Origin of the sequence: Micromonospora sp. NPDC050695, from assembly GCF_040654415.1 — a bacterium.
Lineage (GTDB): Bacteria > Actinomycetota > Actinomycetes > Mycobacteriales > Micromonosporaceae > Micromonospora.
The window spans coordinates 173,750-190,112 of the sequence record NZ_JBFAHZ010000010.1 but is presented as its reverse complement, the minus strand read 5'-3'; the positions used below and the strand labels follow the sequence as shown (position 1 = coordinate 190,112).

The 16,363-nt window shown below is 72.7% G+C and carries 13 protein-coding genes and 2 pseudogenes; 2 read left to right on the top strand and 13 right to left on the bottom strand.

Going from position 1 to position 16,363, the window contains the following annotated elements; all coding sequences use genetic code 11:
• Window positions 1-119: 119 nt before the first annotated feature.
• On the bottom strand, window positions 120-974 hold the full coding sequence (locus AB0H52_RS10970) for a glycoside hydrolase family 6 protein (protein WP_357946642.1): 855 nt from the start codon (window positions 972-974) through the stop codon (window positions 120-122).
• Between the two features lie 227 nt (window positions 975-1,201).
• Between AB0H52_RS10970 and AB0H52_RS10965 the strand changes: the two are divergent.
• Window positions 1,202-2,275 (top strand): annotated as a pseudogene (locus AB0H52_RS10965) (low temperature requirement protein A); the annotation flags it as partial.
• 192 nt (window positions 2,276-2,467) lie between these two features.
• Here AB0H52_RS10965 and AB0H52_RS10960 read toward each other — a convergent pair.
• The 9 genes and pseudogenes from AB0H52_RS10960 to AB0H52_RS10920 form a co-directional block, all read right to left on the bottom strand.
• On the bottom strand, window positions 2,468-3,754 hold the full coding sequence (locus AB0H52_RS10960) for a cellulose binding domain-containing protein (protein WP_357946639.1): 1,287 nt from the start codon (window positions 3,752-3,754) through the stop codon (window positions 2,468-2,470).
• A 343-nt stretch (window positions 3,755-4,097) separates the two neighbouring features.
• The gene (locus AB0H52_RS10955) at window positions 4,098-5,243 is read right to left on the bottom strand and encodes an alanine racemase (RefSeq protein WP_151491643.1); all 1,146 of its coding nucleotides are present in this window, start codon (window positions 5,241-5,243) and stop codon (window positions 4,098-4,100) included.
• Window positions 5,240-6,838: an IucA/IucC family protein gene (locus AB0H52_RS10950; protein WP_357946636.1), complete on the bottom strand. Its 1,599-nt coding sequence runs from the start codon at window positions 6,836-6,838 to the stop codon at window positions 5,240-5,242. The genes AB0H52_RS10955 and AB0H52_RS10950 overlap by 4 nt, the downstream gene beginning before the upstream one ends.
• The gene (locus AB0H52_RS10945; protein WP_357946633.1) at window positions 6,835-8,460 is read right to left on the bottom strand and encodes an IucA/IucC family protein; all 1,626 of its coding nucleotides are present in this window, start codon (window positions 8,458-8,460) and stop codon (window positions 6,835-6,837) included. The genes AB0H52_RS10950 and AB0H52_RS10945 overlap by 4 nt, the downstream gene beginning before the upstream one ends.
• A complete protein-coding gene (locus AB0H52_RS10940; protein WP_357946630.1) occupies window positions 8,457-9,629 on the bottom strand; it encodes a siderophore biosynthesis protein in 1,173 nt (390 codons plus the stop codon). The genes AB0H52_RS10945 and AB0H52_RS10940 overlap by 4 nt, the downstream gene beginning before the upstream one ends.
• Before the next feature lie 15 nt (window positions 9,630-9,644).
• A complete protein-coding gene (locus AB0H52_RS10935; protein ID WP_151491639.1) occupies window positions 9,645-9,875 on the bottom strand; it encodes a hypothetical protein in 231 nt (76 codons plus the stop codon).
• Between the two features lie 8 nt (window positions 9,876-9,883).
• Window positions 9,884-10,237, bottom strand: a pseudogene (locus AB0H52_RS10930) (MFS transporter); the annotation flags it as partial.
• A complete protein-coding gene (locus AB0H52_RS10925; protein ID WP_151491638.1) occupies window positions 10,234-11,493 on the bottom strand; it encodes an MFS transporter in 1,260 nt (419 codons plus the stop codon). The pseudogene AB0H52_RS10930 and the gene AB0H52_RS10925, both read right to left, overlap by 4 nt.
• Complete coding sequence (locus AB0H52_RS10920) at window positions 11,490-12,200, bottom strand: siderophore-interacting protein (RefSeq protein ID WP_357946626.1); 711 nt, start codon at window positions 12,198-12,200, stop codon at window positions 11,490-11,492. Before AB0H52_RS10920 ends, AB0H52_RS10925 begins: the two co-directional genes overlap by 4 nt.
• Window positions 12,201-12,337: 137 nt before the next feature.
• Here AB0H52_RS10920 and AB0H52_RS10915 point away from each other — a divergent pair, with 137 nt between their 5' ends.
• Window positions 12,338-12,898, top strand: coding sequence for a GNAT family N-acetyltransferase (locus AB0H52_RS10915; RefSeq protein WP_151491636.1), 561 nt, complete (start codon window positions 12,338-12,340; stop codon window positions 12,896-12,898).
• An 11-nt stretch (window positions 12,899-12,909) separates the two neighbouring features.
• On the opposite strand, the gene AB0H52_RS10910 is transcribed toward AB0H52_RS10915, so the two are convergent.
• From AB0H52_RS10910 to AB0H52_RS10900, 3 genes are all read right to left on the bottom strand, one after another.
• Entirely contained in the window at window positions 12,910-13,536 is a 627-nt protein-coding gene (locus AB0H52_RS10910) for a hypothetical protein (RefSeq protein WP_357946623.1), read from the bottom strand.
• 90 nt (window positions 13,537-13,626) lie between these two features.
• Complete coding sequence (locus tag AB0H52_RS10905) at window positions 13,627-14,226, bottom strand: DUF305 domain-containing protein (RefSeq protein WP_151491634.1); 600 nt, start codon at window positions 14,224-14,226, stop codon at window positions 13,627-13,629.
• 30 nt (window positions 14,227-14,256) lie between these two features.
• The gene (locus tag AB0H52_RS10900; protein ID WP_357946620.1) at window positions 14,257-16,149 is read right to left on the bottom strand and encodes a sigma-70 family RNA polymerase sigma factor; all 1,893 of its coding nucleotides are present in this window, start codon (window positions 16,147-16,149) and stop codon (window positions 14,257-14,259) included.
• Between the last annotated feature and the right edge of the window lie 214 nt (window positions 16,150-16,363).

Below are 16,363 nucleotides of genomic sequence, written 5' to 3'. Positions count from 1 at the left end.
CGGACCAGATCAACAGCGTCCCTACGGAACTGCTCGGGGTACTTCGATGGACGTGGCACCAGGCCATCCTTCCCCAGACCACTGTCTGGGCTCAGGGTGTCCGGTCCGCAGGGGGAACCTCACGTCGGGTACTGCCCGATGCGCCGGTCGGTGTTGTCGTCGCCGCACCAGTCTCCGCTGGCACCGCCGTTACGGCTGGTGTCGATGACCTGGCGCTTGCCCGTGATGCCCATGCCGTTGAGGGCGGAGATGACCGAGCGGCCGAAGTTCGCCTCGTTCGAGGTGGAGTTGTAGTTCGACACGTTGGTGAAGAAGCCGTCGGCGTACTGCACCCCGGCCGCCCGGAGCCGGTTGGCCGTCTCACCCGCGCTGTTCCAGGTGGAGTGGCCGCCGTCGAGGTACACCTTGGCGTTGGGGTTGCCCGACTTGATGGTCCGGGTGGCCGTCGTGATCGCCTGGTTGCGCGCGTTGAGCTCGCTGCCGCTCAGGCACGTCTGCAGGGCGAGCGAGTCGGTTTCCAGGATGATGATGACGGTCTGGTTGCCGAGCCCTCTGGCGAAGTTGGACACCCACGTCTGGTACTGGTTGAGGTCCGGTGCCCCACCGGCGCTGGCCCCGCCGCAGTCCCGGTTGGTGATCTCGTACACCGCCAGCACCGGGATCTGTTGCGCCGCGTTGGCGGCGCCGATGACCTCGGAGACCTCGGACTGCACGGTCGACGGGTTGAAGTTGGCGAACCAGCGGGCCTGCGGCTGACTCGCGATCTTGTCGCGGATGACGGCGGTACGCGAGTCGCCGGGGTTGGCGGCGACCCAGCGGACGACCGCCGAACTCGGGTCGCGATACAGCGATCCGGACAGCGTGCCGGCGGAGGCGCTGCCGACGGTGAGGCAGACGCCGACGAGGGTGGCGCCCGCGACGGCCGCCAGGCTGGCTGCCACCGATCTGCGGCGGAGCGAGGAGAGGCTAGCCACGACGTGTTACCTCCAGATGACATTGATGTATCGACATTGATGGGAGCGTTCCCATGGACGGTAGCGGAGGCTTGCGTCGCTGCCAAGATGTAGAGACTTGTCGATGAGTGCAACGGCCGGGATTCAGCCGGACCACCGGCGGCACTCGTCCGGTATCGGCTCAATGATCCGCAAAGCGTGGTACCAATACCCGGAAGACGGACGATGCCGGCAGAAACGGACGGTCCATGTCGACAAGGGCGGCAGCGCTGCTCCGTAAGCCAGGGCAACCGCAGCGGCCGAGCCTGCTGGAACTCTTCTTCGACCTGGTCTTCATCTTCGCCCTCAACCGGGTCTCCCAGCGGCTGGTCGAGGATCTCACCGAAGGGCGGATGGTCCTCACCGAAACGGGCGAGAGCCTGCTGTTACTGCTCGCCTTCCTGGTGCTCTGGTTCGTCACGGCGTGGGTCACCGACATCTACGATCCGCAGCGGCCACAACTCCAGTTGCTGGTGTACGCGGCGATGCTCGGCGCCCTGATGATGGCGGTCGCGGTGCCGCGGGCGTTCGGCGACGGGAGCCTGGTCTTCGCCGGCGCGTACGTTGCGGTCCACCTCGTCCGCGGCTCCGTCCTCGTGCCGGTGCTGCGTGGCCACCGGGCTCAGCGGAGGGCGGCCGGGGTGCTCCTCTGGTTCAGCGTGTCGGCCGTGCCGTGGATCGCCGGCGCGATCCTGCCGGATCCGGCCCGCGGGCCGCTGTGGGCGCTCGCCATCGCCATCGACGGCACGGCACTGCTGCTGTTCTACCCCGCCCCCTGGACCCTGCCCACCCCCGGCCAGTGGCCCGTCCTGGCCGAGTACCTGTCCGAGCGTTACCGACAGTTCTTCATCATCGCTCTCGGTGAGCTGATCCTGGCGACCGGCTCGGCCTACAGCGACGCGTCCTTTCGTAGCGGTGGAGCCGCGGCGGCGCTCTCGGTCTCGTTCATCACCACCGTGCTGCTGTTCCGGGTCTACCTCTTCAAGGCGGGCCAACTGCTGCCCGAGGCGATCAACGCGTCCTCCGACCCCGCCCGCCTCGTCCGGGAGGCGTTCCTCGCGCACGTCCTCATGGTGGCCGGCATCGTGGCCGTCGCCGTCGGGTACGAACTGGTGATCAAACATCCGTGGGGGCGGACCGAGGCGGCCTGGGTTCTCGTCATCCTCGGCGGGCCGATCCTGTTCCTGGTCGGACGTGCGCTGGCCGAATACGCCGTGTTCGCCCGCGTGTCCCGCTCCCGGCTGATCGGGGCGCTGGCGCTCGTCGCCGCCGCGCCGGCGATGACCCATCTGCCACCGCTGGCCGTGGCCGGCACCGCCGTACTCGTCCTCGCGTGCATCGCCACCTCCGACACGTTGCGTGCCAAGGGCAAGCCCCCGAGCGCCCGTCCCCACCCCGCTTCAGACACTGACCAGCCGCTCCCCGGGCCACCTGTGGGCCCGGAGCCCTCTGGCTCCGGGCCCGGTCAGCCCTGCTCAGGGGCTGGTGCAGGTGATGGCGCCGGGTGCGGTGGCACCGTTACCGGTGGCGGTGTATCCGAACGTGGTCGAGGCGTTCGGGCCGACCGTGCCGTTGTACGCGGCGTTCCGGACGGTGACGCTGCCGGTGGTGCCCGTGTTGGTGCCGTTCCACAGGCTGCTGATGGCCTGACCACTGGCCAGGGTCAGACCCACGGTCCAGCCGTTCAGTGTCGTGGTGGTGGTGTTGGCGACGGTCACCTCGGCCTGGAAGCCGCCGGGCCAGGTGTTGAGCGTCCGGTAGGTGGCGGCGCAGGTGCCCGGCTCGCCGGTGGGCGGCGGGGTGGTCGGGGGCGGCGTGGTCGGGGGCGGGGTGGTGGGCGGCGGGGTCGTCGGGGGCGTGGTCGACTCGAACTGGCTGAAGAACCTCCAGATCTCGCCCGACGTCCACGTCCGGGAGTCGTTGGGGCTGCCGGACCCGTCGACCGGGCTGGGGGTGTGATCCCCGTCGAACGCCGCCCACTGGACCGGGTAACCGGCCCGGCATCCCGAGTAGGTGGTGGTGATGTGGGTGAGGCTGCCGCGGCTCGGTTCGCGTGGGCTCTGCGCGGTGCAGCCGTTGTTCCGGACGAACGTGTCGCGCAGTTGCCGACCCTGCGAGATGTTCAGGACGCTGTCGTAGATGCCGTGGATGCCGAAGTAGGCCACGGGCTGGGTGCCGCCGTTGCAACCGCTGAGGTTGGCGCCGGACAGGACGGTGACCGCGCGGATGACGTCGGGCCGGGCGCAGGCCACCGCGTAGCTCATGGCCCCGCCGTAGCTCCAACCCAGGGCGAAGCGCTGGCTCGTGTCGACGCACAGGTCGTTCTCGATCTGGCGGGAGATGTCGTCGAAGAGGGTCAGGTCCCGACCGTTGGTGTTGGCCCAGCCGGCGTTGAGGCCCTGCGGCGCGACGAAGATCGTGCTGTTGTTCGACAGTGGCTGAAGCCCGTAGTAGCCGGCTGAGGTGACGTTGTTGGCCGAGCCGTTCAACCAGTGGAAGCCGAAGATCAGCCGGTAGGGGCGGTTGCGGTCGTACCCGTCCGGGATCCGCAGGTTGTAGGTACGGCTCTGTCCGCTGCTCTGGATCGTGCGCGTCCCGCTGGTCAGCGTGGGGGCCTTGCCGCAGCCGGCGGTCGCCGCGAGGGTGCCGTTCGTCGCCACCTCCGCCGCGTGCAGGCCGCCGCTCAGTGCGCCGCCGGCGGTGGCCGCGAGGAGCACCGCCGCGGCCGCGATGGAGGTGAGGAGATGTCTACGTTTCGCCATTGCGTGACTCCTTGCGAAGGGGCGTCAGGTGCCGGTGGTGGGTGCGATGCCGGTCGCCCGCGATCCACCTGGCGCCAGGAGTCGAGCCGGGCCGAGGGCTGCCTGCGGCGGGGCTTCGGAAGCTGGACATGCGGCCGGGGCGACGTCGTCCGGCGACCTGCTGGGGTCGCCGGGCATCGACGGTGTGGCCCGGACCGAGTCACCGACCGGGTGGGCGGCGGGAGGGTGGAAACCCCCTCGGCGCGTCCACGCCGGCTGGTTGAGGTGACCGGGAGCGTGCCCTTCGCTCCCCGGGAGAAAACATAGCATGTTATCGATAACAAGCGATGTCTCGGGGCGGGGTTCAGGACGGTGGCGACCCCGCCGCCCACCCGGCTGCCACCTCGTCCGGATCGCCGATGCGGAACAGGGGAGGTTCGTGCAGCAGGAAGTCGCGGTGGCTGATGTTCCAGGCGTACGCGCCGGCCATGGCGAAGGCCAGCACGTCACCCACGCCGATCGGCCCGGCGGTGGCCGACCGGGACAGCACGTCCTTCGGAGTGCAGAGCTGCCCGACCACGGTGACCGGCCCGCCGTCGGTGCGCGGGCCGTCGGCACCGCTGCGCCGGTACGCCCGGAACGGCTGCGCGTGCCCCTTGGCCGCCGGCGTGCGCAGGTGGTGGGTGCCGCCGGCCACCACCACGAACCACTCGCCGTAGGAACGCTTCACGTCGATGACCTCGGTGAGGTACGCCCCGCAGTAGGCGGTGACCGACCGCCCCGGCTCGATGCGCAGCCGCAGACCCGGGTACGCGTCGGCGACGCCCGCCAGCGCTCGGCCGTAGCCGGCCCAGTCGAATCGCCCCGCCGGATCGGTGTAGTCGACGGCCATGCCCCCGCCGACGTCGACCTCGGCGGCGGCGACGTCGGCGACCGCCCAGCGGACCACGGCGGCGGCGACCGCCCCGGCGAGTGGGGCGTCCAGCCCGCTGGCCAGGTGCGCGTGGACACCGCGTACCTCGATGCCGGCGGGCGGGCGGCGGGCACACTCGACCGCGTCGGCCGGGTCCATGCCGAACGGGCTGGGGCCGCCACCCATGACCAGGCTCGCGCCGGGCGCGTCGACCGGCAGGTTCACGCGCAGCAGCACCTGGGCCGTCCGGCCCGTGGCGGTGGCCAGCGCGCCGAGCCGCCGCAGCTCGGCCGGTGACTCGACGTGGATGCGGCGCGCCCCGGCGGCGAGGGCGGCGGCGAGGTCCTCGTCGGTCTTGCCCGGACCGGCGTACGCGGCCGGCGCCCGGCCCGGCAGCACCTCGGCCAGCCGGCGCAGCTCGCCACGGCTGGCGGCCTCGAACCCGTCGACGACTCCGGCGAGGGTCCGCAGCACGCCCGGATCCGGGTTGGCCTTGACCGCGTAGAGCAGCTCGACCCGCCGGGGCAGCGCGTCCCTGATCGACCGGGCGTGCGTGGCCAAGGCGTCGAGGTCGTGGACGTAGAGCGGTCGGGTCACCGTGGCCCGGCCAACGGGTTGGGCACCGACACGAAGGGCGCGGCGCGATCGGCGTCGCGGCGCCACCGGACCAGCAGGTTCGCCTTCGCCACCAGCGGCTCCCCGTCCAGCAGCGCCCGCAGTTCGGGAGGGTCGTCGAGGTCGGCGGCCACCGCCGCGACGACGGCGCGCAACTCCCGCCACAGCCGCCGTTCGATCCCCGGCCACGCGTCGGCGAGCGCACCGCACAGACCGGCCAGGTGGTTGACGAAGAGGCAGTACACGACCCTGCGCCGGGCGGACCGCGCGTCGTAGCCGACCTGCGGTGGGACGCCGTCCGGCCAGCTGGTCCAGCGGCCGGTGTCGAGTTTGACGCCCTCCAGGTCGCGCAGCAGCATCCGGACCGGCCGTCGCGCGGAGTCGAGCACCACCACGACGTTCTGCAGGTGCGCCTCGTGCACCACGCCGTGACCGAGCCAGCAGTGCAGGACGGCCGGCACCAGCAGTTCCACGTACTCCCGCCACCAGGTGACCGGGTCCGGCACCGCCAGCGGTGCGGCGGCCAGTGCCGCCGCCAGGATCGGGGTGTCCCCCGGTCGCAGATGTGGGCGCAGGCCGGTGCGCAGGATCGTCCCGTACGCCTCGTCCGCCCCGGCGACGTCGACCGTCCGGTAGGCGGGCTCGGCGAGCAGCCCGACCCCGTCCGGCATCGGCACCCGGGCCAACAGGTCGGTCAGGGCCACCGCCCCGGTGAGTTCGTAGCGGGCGTTCTTGCGCAGACAGTTGGTGATCCGTACGTGCAGGCTGGTCTTGACGAACAGGTCCGCGTCCGGCGCGTAGACGGTGCGGACGCTCGCCGTCGGCCGGACTTCAACACCGCCCTCCCCCAGGTCACGCAATCCCGGGTAGGCCGGTGGGATCAGCGACAGCTGCCACGGATGCACCGGCAGCACCCGGTGCCCGGCCGGGGACGGCGGCGGGTCGAGGGCGGCGACGAGCGCATCGAACGGTCCGTCGCCCGCGACGAGATCATCCGGTACGGCGAGCCAGCGCAGCCGGAACGCGGTGCGCAGTTCCGGCGCGTACCCCTGCCAGCGGTCCGGATCACCACTGCGCCACTTGGGCGCGGGGTGGTGCGGGTGACCGTGGACCAGCGACTGTTCGGAGTCGACGTACGCGTCGATGGCGGCGTCGCCGGTGGGGGTGGGATCCCACGCCGGCCGATCGGCCAGCAGCCGGGCCACGGTGTCGCGGCTGGCCCGGACCTGGCCGACGAACTCGTCGTTGGCCAGGCCGGTACGCGCGGTCAGTTCCGCCGCGGCCAGGCCGGCCAGTGCGTCCGCGTCGACGTCCTCCCACCGGTTGCCGTCGGTCATCCGCTGCACCGGGCCGTCGTAGCGGTGCGCGCCGAGTGGCGAGATTCGCGTGACGGCGCACCGCAACGAGACGTCGAGGTGCCGCAGCAGCAGGTGCGCGCAACCGTCGAGCACGGTCGTGTCGCCGGCGGGGAGGCCGACCTCGCGGACCAGGCAGCCGTAGACGGCGTGGGCGGCGGACAGGTCGGCGAGCTGGCGGGTGTCGACGCCCGGCCGGGAGCGCAGCCGTGCGCTCGTCATGGTGTCTCCCGGAGGTAGTTCGGGCCGGTGCGCAGGTAGTACTTGTTGATGTCGGTGCAGCCCAACCGCTGCTTGGGCAGCAGGGTGCCGGCGGTGAGCATCGCCTTGACGGGTAGTCGAGCGGCCCGCAGGACCCGCTCGGTGAAGGAACGCACCTGCGGCCCGTCGCCCCAGCGGTCCCGGGCGGCGGCCAGTCGGGGTGCCAGCGCCTCGGCCGGCGCGGGTACGGGCAGGCCCCGCGCGGCCAGCGCGATCAGGGGTGCCGCCGCGGCGAGGTGCAGCGTGATGGTGATGAACACGTCGGCCAGTTCCCGCGGATCGCGCGCCCACATCCGCTCGTCGGCCAGCGGAAGCCCGGCCGGCCCGTGGTGGCGGGGGTCGAGGCGCGCGCCGTCGTTGTCCTTGTAGAGCAGGCCGACCGTCTCGTCGGGGCGGATCAGCAGGTGGATGTTCTGTGGATGCGCTTCGAGGGCCACGCCGTGACGGAGCCAGAGGAAGACGTGCCAGTCGAGCAGCAGGTCCAGATAGGACTCCAGCAGCGCCTCGGGCCGGCCCGAGCTGACGCGTTCGAGGACGGTGCCGGCGACCGGATCGGGTGCGGCGAGGGCCGCGACCGGCACCACCTGGACCTCGTCGAGGTCCCGGGGGAACCGCCGCAGCAGGAAGCCGCGCCGCTCGTCGCCGTCGACGTGGGCGTGGGTGCTCTCGTCGGCGTGCCGGATCCGGCCGGTGAACGCCGGCTCCCCGTCGGCGATCCGGTCGAGCAGCCCGGCGACGGCCGCGCCGTCGGCGAGTGAGCCCGGGTCCAGCGTCCGCCGGTTGCGGGCGCCGAGACTGGCGGTGGGCAGCGGCAGCTTCAGATGCAGGTACGGGTCCTCATCGAGCGCCACCGTCCGCATCGACAGGGTGGGCCGTACGGAGATCGCCGGCAGCGCGACCGCCGGTAGCGCGTCGCGTACCGCGGTCAGCGGATGCGCCGGCATCAGCACCTGATCCGGACGCGGCGCGGGCGGCCACCACGGCGGGAGGACGCCGGCCAGTCGCACCTCCTCGGCGGGTGCCGCGTACCAGCGCAGCGTGAAGCGCGGGGCGTGCTCCGGGGCGTACCGGAGCAGGTCGTCGTCGGTCAGGCCGTGCCGGCAGCGGTCGGTGGGGTAGACCGGGTGGCCGTGGTGGGCGGCGAGCACGTCGTCCAGGAGCGCCCCCGGCATGCCGGTACGGGTCGTGCGGCGTTCGACGGCCACCGTGGCGAACACCTGTGACCGGGCGGCGGCGGCGAGGCGGCGGGCGCGCAGGTCGGCGCGACATTCCGCGCCGAAGTCCCGCCAGCCCGCCTCGGCCTCGACGTCGTCGTGCGGAGCGAGCAGCGTCAGCAACCCGTCCACGGTGTCGGTCCGGTGGGTGCCCGTCCCGTCGACGACGTACACCGTCGGCGCGGCGCTGCGCAGGGCCTGCTGGAAGCCGTCCGCCCGCACCGGGATGCGCACCAGGCCAGCGCCGTGCGACACCTCCCACCAACCCGACCCGGCCGCCCGGCCACGGCTGGTCAGGCCGAGGTGATCCTCGCGCAGCAGGGCGTCCAGCACCCGCGCGAACACCTTCCGCTCACAGTCGTCGTTCACTCGGCAATCGTCCACTGGAGATCGTGGCGGAAGTCGGTCAGGGACGCCCGAACGCTGACCCGGTCCGGACCGATCCCGTGCAGGACGGCGAGATAGTCCCGGTTCGTGCCGGTGTGGTCGGCGACCCGGCCCACCTCGCGCAGCGGCCGGCAGCCCAGCCGGACGTCACCGTGCATCAGGTCGATCGCGCCGGGTGCGACGGCGAGCCGGCCCGGCCGGTCCGCGCAGACGTATTCGACCCGTGCGTACCCGTCGACGGTGGCCGGCAGGTCGAGGGTGGCCAGCGGCTCACCGAGGTGCAGCCGGATGACGTACTCGAACAGCGGCACACCGAGCAGGTCGGCGAGGATCAGGTCCATCCGGTCACCGATGAGGCGGTAGTTCACCTCGATCAGCCGGACCCGGCCGTCGGAGACGACGTACTCGGTGTGGCAGGCGCCGAAGCCGACACCGAGCGCGTCGAGCCGGGCTCGCAGGTGGGCCTCGGCCTGCTCCGCCGGGGGCGACCAGTCGAGGCTCTCCTCGGTGAAGGTCGGCGGCGGGCCCAGGGCGGTGCGCCACCCGCCGAGGGAGGCCAGTGCCGTGCCGTCGCCGAGGGTGTCGAAGGTCCGCAGTTCGCCGGTCAGGTACTCCTCGACCACGAGCGCCACGTCCGGCCGGCGGCTGCGGATCTCGGTGACCCGGGCGGCCAGTTCCCGGTCGTCGGCCACCAGGTAGGCATCCTCGCTGGCCACCCCCGAACGGGGTTTGAGCACCGCCGGGAACATGCCTTCTCCGACGGTGGGTGGGGCACCCGGGTCGAGGGCGACGGTGCGTACCCGATCGAGCCCGGCCGCCGCGACCACCCGGCGGGCCTCGACCTTGTCCTTGCAGATGCGGGCGGCGTCCGGGTCTTTGCCGGGCAGCCCCAGCTTGCGTGCGGCGACCGCGGTGGCCTCCTGGAGGTGGTCGCTGTTGGACAGCAACGCCGCCGGCCGCTCCGCTGTCGTCGCCGCGACCACCGCCGCCGCCTCCCGGACCGCGCACCGCACCACCGACGCCGTGCAGGACGGCCACTCGCCGGGCCGGTCGGTCAGCACGGTGACCGGCAGCCCGAGCGACGCCGCCGCCGGGAGGAAGCCGTCCAGGACGGCGTCGGTGGGGTTGAGCGCGGTGATGTACAGCCGCATTAGGGCAGCCTACCCTTATTGAGTTGATACGGAACGATCTGCCCGGTGCAACAATCCGGCGGCCACCAGCCCGCCGAGCAGGACCGCCGCCGCACCCACCAACTGCCCGGTCTCCAGCGCCGAGGCGAACGCGGCGGTGACGGCCTCCCGCTCCGGCCCCACCCGCGAGGCGGCGAGGGCCGCGGGGAACGAGCCGGCACCGGCCAGCGCGGCCGGCAACAGCGCGGCGAACCGGGCGTTCAGCACGGCGCCCAGCCCGCCCGTGCGGCGATCAACTGTCCACTGGTCGAGGCGAGCCCGGCGGCCAGCGAGCCGACCCCGAACAGCACGAGCCCGGTGAGCAGCATGCGGCGACGCCCGTACCGGTCGGCCGCGCTGCCGGCGGTGAGCAGCAGCCCGGACAGCACCAGCGCGTACGCGTTGATCATCCATTGCACGTCGGCGGTGCTGGCGTTCAACTCGGTGGTGAGCACCGGCACCGCCACGGTCAGCACGGTGTTGTCCAGCACCACGACGAGTTGGGCGAGGCACAGCACGGCCAGGATCAGCCAGCGGTGCGGCAGCCGCGCCGCCGCCGTGTCGGCGGCGACCGATCGAACTGTGGTCACGCGGCTGCCTTCACGCCGTCCGTCGACGGGTGTTCGGTGGCCGGCCCGTCGGCGGGGTCGGGGATGCGCGGGAACCGCCGCTGGTGGGCGAGCCCGAGGACCACCCCGGCGGCCACCAGGACGATGGCGGCGACCGCGACCGAGGGGTAGCCGACCCGGTCGGCGGCTGCCAGACCGACGGACGCGGCCACGAACGAGCAGATCAGCCCGAACGAGGACAGGACGGTGAAGTCGGTGCCGCCGGTGCCGGGCCGGGAGTAGTCCATGTTGACCGTGTAGAGCACGACGTTGGCGACGGTGTAGGCCACCATGAAACAGCAGAGCGCGACGACCGTCGCACCCAGCGGTGCGCGTCCGCTCATCAACGGCAGCAGCAGCAACGTCGACACCGCGAGGGCCGCGCCGCCGACCACGAGCACACCGCCGCGCCCGAACCGCCCGATGCCCAGCCCCGCCACCAGACCGGCCACGATGGCCGGTGCGCTGGTCACCACGCCGGTGACCACACCGATCCGGCCCAGGGACCAACCGGCGTCGACCAGGGCCGGGGTGACCAACGCGTACGCCATCCCGGCACCCACGTAGACCAGCGGCACCACACCGAAGGTCCACCAGCGGCAGCCCGGCTGGCCGAACACCGACAGCAGCGCCCGGTACGCCACACCGACCCGGGCGACCCGGTCGGTGCGGACCGGTTCCCGGAACCGCCACACCACCAGCAGGCCTACCGCCGTCAGCACGGCCAGCAGCCCGATCGCCGACGCCCAGCCGAACCGGTCGTAGACCAGGACGCACGCACCGCCGCCGAGCAGGTTGCCGAGGTAGCTCGCGGCTACCTGGATCCCGTTGCCGGTCCCCCGCGTCGACTCGCTGAGCAGCCGGACGGCGACCGCGTCCACCGCGATGTCCTGGGTGGCGGAGAAGAAGACGTACGCGGCACAGATGGCGATGACCGGGCCCAGCGCGTCGGCCGGGCGGGAGAACGGCAGCAACGCCAGCAGCGCGAGCACCAGGGCGCCCTGGAGCACGAGCAGCCAGGACCGGTAGTGGCCTCGGTGCCGGGAGCCGTACCGGTCGAGGATCGGCGCCCAGAGGAACTTGATGGGCCAGATCAGGCCGACGACCTGGAGCAACGCCAGGGTGTCCAGCGAGGTGCCGCCGTCGCGCAGGATGGCGGTCAACCCGACGGTGATGAACCCGATGCCGAGGTACTGGGTGACGTAGAGCGCGGTCAGGGTGCCGAGCCGGTCCCTCATGCCGCTCTCCAGTACCCCAGGGAGGTCAGCCGGTCCTTGTCGACACCGAGCGTCCGCCGGATGTGCGTGGTGATGCCGCGGGTGCTGGCCGCCTCGCACGCCACCCAGTAGTGGGCCGCGTCGGTGGCCGGCAGCGCGGCGCAGACCGTGTCGACGAGGTGTCGACCGTCGTCGCGCCGGGGCACCCAGGTGACCTCGTGGTGCTCCCGGGCGCGTGGCGTGAGCGCCTTATCGCCCTCGTGGGCGTACTCCAGCCAGACCGTCGCGGGGATGTCGGTGCCGGCGTCGAGCAGGCTGTTCACCGCGGGCAGCGACGCCGCGTCGCCGATGAGGTAGAGGTGGCCGGGCGCGGGATCGGGCAGGTCGAACGCGCTGCCCTGGACGGTCGCGCCGATGGTGTCGCCGACCTGCGCGGTGGTGGCCCAGCGGGCGGCGCAGCCGTCGTGGATGGCGAATTCGAGGCTGAACCGGCCGGTCGCCGGGTCGGGATCCACCAGGGTGTACGCCCGCTGGTGCGCCCGGCCGTCGTTGTCGAACCACAGCCGGATCCACATCGTGGGGTGGACCCCGCACGCCTCCAGCAGGCCGCCGCCGTCGACGAGCAGCCGCTGGTAGTGCCCCTCGACCGACTCGGTGCCCAGCACGGTCAACCGAAAGTCCCGGCCGCCCATGGCCTTGAGGACCAGGGCCTCCCAGTTCCGTTTCACGCACCCCTCCAGGTAAGGTCAGCCTTCGTTAGGGGAGGGTAACCTAAGTTGAGCGCTCCGCGGAACATGCGTACCCCTCTCGTTGCGACCCCCGCCGCGGCCCCGCGCCGCCACCTCGGAGCAAAGGACAGCGCCCGATGACGTACCTGGAGAAGATCGACGGCCTCGGGGACCTGTCACTGGTGACCGTGGACTCCGACCGGCACGCCGCGCTCCTGCACCGCTGGGTCACCCGACCCCGCAACGCCTTCTGGGGAATGGGGTCGCACACGCTGGACGAGGTGCGGGAGATCTACGCCTTCGTCGACAGCCTGCCCACGCACCACGCGTACCTGATCATGGTCGACGCCGAGCCGGTCGGCCTGTTCCAGACCTATCAGCCCGAGGCGGACCCGGTCGGCGAGCGCTATCCGGTCCAACCCGGCGACGTCGGCATGCACCTGCTGCTCAGCCCCGACCGGCGACTCGCCCGCGGGCTCACCAACGCCGTCGGCCCCGCCCTCGCGCGCTTCCTGTTCCGCGACCCGGCCGCCCAGCGGATCGTCGTCGAGCCCGACGTCCGCAACCATCTCGCGCTGCGCCGACTGGAGATCGAGGGCTTCACCTTCGACTCGGAGATCGACATGCCGGACAAGCGTGCCCAGCTGGCGTTCCTCACCCGCGCCCGGTTCGAGGCGGACCACCCGACGCCGGCCTGACCGGCGGCCCGTCAACGGTTGGCGTTCCAGAAGCCGACGAGGGTCGCGGTCCACCACCCGACCTGGGAGATGGAGGCCGCCGCGACGCCGGGCAGCAGGGCGGCCCGGGGCGCAACGCCGTCCATCTCGGCGAGTCGGTCCCGGACCCGGCCGAGGAACAACCCGTTGACCCCGACCGCCAGCACCGCGAGCAGCTTGACCCAGACCAGCCCGGACGACGTGTCCGGCCCCAGGGCGGCGCCGCTGACCACCAGGCCCAGCAGGCCCAGCCAGATGAGCGGATGCGCACCGTGCGCCGCGGTGAGCACGGTGCCCAGCGGCTCACGGCGCAGCAGCCACCGCAGGCTGAACCAGTCGACGGTCAGCACCGCGCCGAAACCCACCACCAGGCAGCTCAGGTGGCAGAAGAGCGCCGCCATCCGCCAACCCGGGGACAGGGTGAGGTGCGGCGCGACCAGGATCGCCGCCAGCCAGCCGAGGGTCATCGCCAGGATCGCGCCACCGACGGCGGTGCCACCGGCCGCACGGCGGTGACCGCCACGCCAGCGGGCCGGCGGCGCGGCGCCCACGACGGGCGGTGACCCGACCCGGGTACGGTGCGTCGCCGTGCGCCCGGCAGGGCGCGCCGGGGCCGGCATGGCGGCACGGTGCGCGGGCAACGAGGCCCGTACCGGGCGGACAGCGGGGTGCAGATCAGACGTCCGCACCGACCGGCCCCCCGCGCGTCGTCATGTCCCCTCCGCGAGAGCACTCAGCTCGGCGGCCCGCGCCTGCTGGATCCGGCCCGCGAGCGCCTTCAACTCCGGGCTGCCCCCGGCGCTCTGCTCACCCCGGCACAGCACCATGGTCTGTTCGAGGTGCGCGCGCAGCAGGGCGACCGCCCGGGGCCACACCTCCGCGTCGGGCACGCCGCGCAGCTCGGCGAGGTGCGCGTCGGTCACCATCCCCGGCATCTGGTGCCCTTCGTGGACGTTCTGCTCCGGCACGTTGCCGGCGGCGAGCAGCCCACGCAGCTCCCGCAGCTCGCTTTCGTGCGCGGCCCGGACCGCACCGAGACGGGCCGCCAGCCGGGCGTCCGAGCCCACCGGTCGGGTGCCCAGGTGGTCGATCAACGCGAGCAGGCCCTCGTCCATCGGGATCACGAGTTGGATGAAGGCGTCATCGGTGCCGTTCAACAGCACCGGCGTGGTCGACACGGGCGCGGCCGAGGGGACCGCCGCAGGCTCGTCCCCGCCGCCCCACCCCTGGGCGAGACCCACCGTCAGCGCGGTCACGACCAGGGCCGCGACCACACCGGCGATCCGCCGGACCGGACCTCTGGTCGTCACCTGGTGCTCACCCACACGGTCCGTACCCACTCAGCGGGCCGTTTGGAAGGCGCGCCCGACCAGGGTCACGTCGGTCGCGCCGCGGAACAGCCCGGACCGGTCCTTGTCGGTGGCGGGCAGACCGAACCAGGCGTAGCGCTGCACGTACGGGAGTTGGCTCAGCATGGAGGTGGCCGAGGTGAGGAAGGCGGCCTGCTGCTCCTGGCCGGGGAACTGCTGGCCGCCGCCGTCGAAGCGGATCAGCGCGAACTCGGTCAGCCAGATCGGTTTCCGGTACCGCTCGTACACGTCCTGCAGGTACTGCCGGAGCTGGTCGACGGCCGTGGCGGTGGTGAAGTCGGCGCCGAACCAGTGCAGCGTGATGAAGTCGACCCGATGCCCGCGGGCCTGCGCGCCGGACATGAACCGACCCAGCCAACTCTGCGGGTCGGCGCCGCCGGAGGCGACCGCCGGGCTGCCCAGTCTGCTGCCCGTCGCCATCAACTGCGGCCACAGATCCAGCGCCTGCTCGACCGTCATGTTGGACTGTTCGCGCAGGTCCGGCTCGTTGAACGTGAGCAGGTACGGCCCGGCCGCCCGGGCTCGCGCCAGCTCCGGCGCGGTGACGTTCTCCGCGCCGCGGATCATCGGTACGAAGGTCACCCCCGGCGGGGTGGTGATACCCGGGTGCTGGGTGCCCCAGGTGTAGTACCAGCCGGCCTTCGAGCTGGCCAGGGCCTGGCTGACCCCGGCGAAGTTCCACACCCCGACGCCCTTGCGGGCGGAGCTGATCGTGGGCGCGGCGGCCGGAGCCCGCGACGAGGGTCGCGCGCTCGGGGTGGGTGCCGCGCTCGGGCTGGCGACGGCGGTGGGCGCCGCGGGCGGTGGGGCGGCCCAGGAGGGTGCGGACGGGCCGTCCGGCCAGGTCACCACCAGCGTGGTGATGGCCAGGACGACGGCGGCGACCCCGACGGCGAGCGATGGGAGCAGGCCACGAGGCCGGTTCAGCGCGCGGTTGACGAGCGTGTGACCGCCATCGCCGTCGGTGGGTACCCCGGCGGGCGGGGTCGTCCCGGCGGTGCCCCCGCTCGCCGGGTCCGGCAGGTGGAGACCGTCGGCCGGCGAGGCGGCCGGCGGCAGCGCGACACCCGGCAGGTGAGCGCTGAGACCGGCCGGCAGCGGCAGCATCGGCAGACCGGCGAGCAGCCGGTCGATCGGCAGGAGGCTCGCACCGAGCCGCCCGCAGAGCGCGCAGTCGCGGACGTGCCGGGCGAGCCGTTTGCGCCACAGCGGGTTGGCCGCGCCGTCCCACTCGGCCGTCACGGTGCGCAGCTCCGGGCAGCCGGGACGGGCCCGCAGGGCACGGACGACGGCGCGGGCCGTCTGGATCTGGTCCTTCATCCGGTGGACCCGCACCGCCACGTGCCCCGGGGACAACCCGAGCGCGTCGGCGACCTCGGTCCGGTCGAGCGCGCCGGTCTCCTCCAGCCACCAGAGCGAGAGCAACTCCTGATCGTCCGGGTCGAGCCAGCGGGTGGCCTCGGCGACCTCGCGCCGCTGGTCGGTGAGGCCGAGCCGGAGGATCGTCATTCCCGCGAAGTCGGACGCGGGGTCGGGCACGTTGTGGATCGCGTCGAGCCCGGCGTCGCGGCTGAGCGCGACACGCCGGCGCTGTTCCCAGTCGCGCACCTGACGGATCGTGATCGCCACGAGCCAGGACCGGAACGCGGCCGGGTCGTTGAGCCCGGGCAGGTGCCGGATCACGCGTACCAACGTCTCCTGGACCACGTCGTCGACGTCGGCGTGGCCGCGCAGCGCACGCCCGACGATGTTGTAGACCAGCGGGAGCGAGGCCGCTACGACGTCGTTGAGGGCGCGCCGGTCGCCCCGGCGGGCGGCGACGACCGACCCGACGTCGGGTAGTCCCCGACCGGCTGACGACATGGGTCTTACTCCTTCGTGCTCATCATCAAAGGCGGTCGCGTGGTGCGTGCTGACCGCCTCTATCGGAGACGTGCGGTGGGCGGTCGGATTACGGAAATTCTCGGCTCGGTCGCGGGTCGGCCGCGACCTGGGGATGCCGTGCGGTTCCGACGGCGACGCGTGACCCGCGACGACGACGGGTAAGGTGCGGGGTGTCGGTGTCGCCGGGCGGTCG

Bases quoted from the DNA above. Each gene is read 5' to 3' on its own strand.
- AB0H52_RS10960 (WP_357946639.1), bottom strand. From the start codon at position 3,754: ATGGCGAAACGTAGACATCTCCTCACCTCCATCGCGGCCGCGGCGGTG.
- AB0H52_RS10950 (WP_357946636.1), bottom strand. From the start codon at position 6,838: ATGACGAGCGCACGGCTGCGCTCCCGGCCGGGCGTCGACACCCGCCAG.
- AB0H52_RS10940 (WP_357946630.1), bottom strand. From the start codon at position 9,629: ATGCGGCTGTACATCACCGCGCTCAACCCCACCGACGCCGTCCTGGAC.
- AB0H52_RS10925 (WP_151491638.1), bottom strand. From the start codon at position 11,493: ATGAGGGACCGGCTCGGCACCCTGACCGCGCTCTACGTCACCCAGTAC.
- AB0H52_RS10915 (WP_151491636.1), top strand. From the start codon at position 12,338: ATGACGTACCTGGAGAAGATCGACGGCCTCGGGGACCTGTCACTGGTG.
- AB0H52_RS10910 (WP_357946623.1), bottom strand. From the start codon at position 13,536: ATGCCGGCCCCGGCGCGCCCTGCCGGGCGCACGGCGACGCACCGTACC.
- AB0H52_RS10900 (WP_357946620.1), bottom strand. From the start codon at position 16,149: ATGTCGTCAGCCGGTCGGGGACTACCCGACGTCGGGTCGGTCGTCGCC.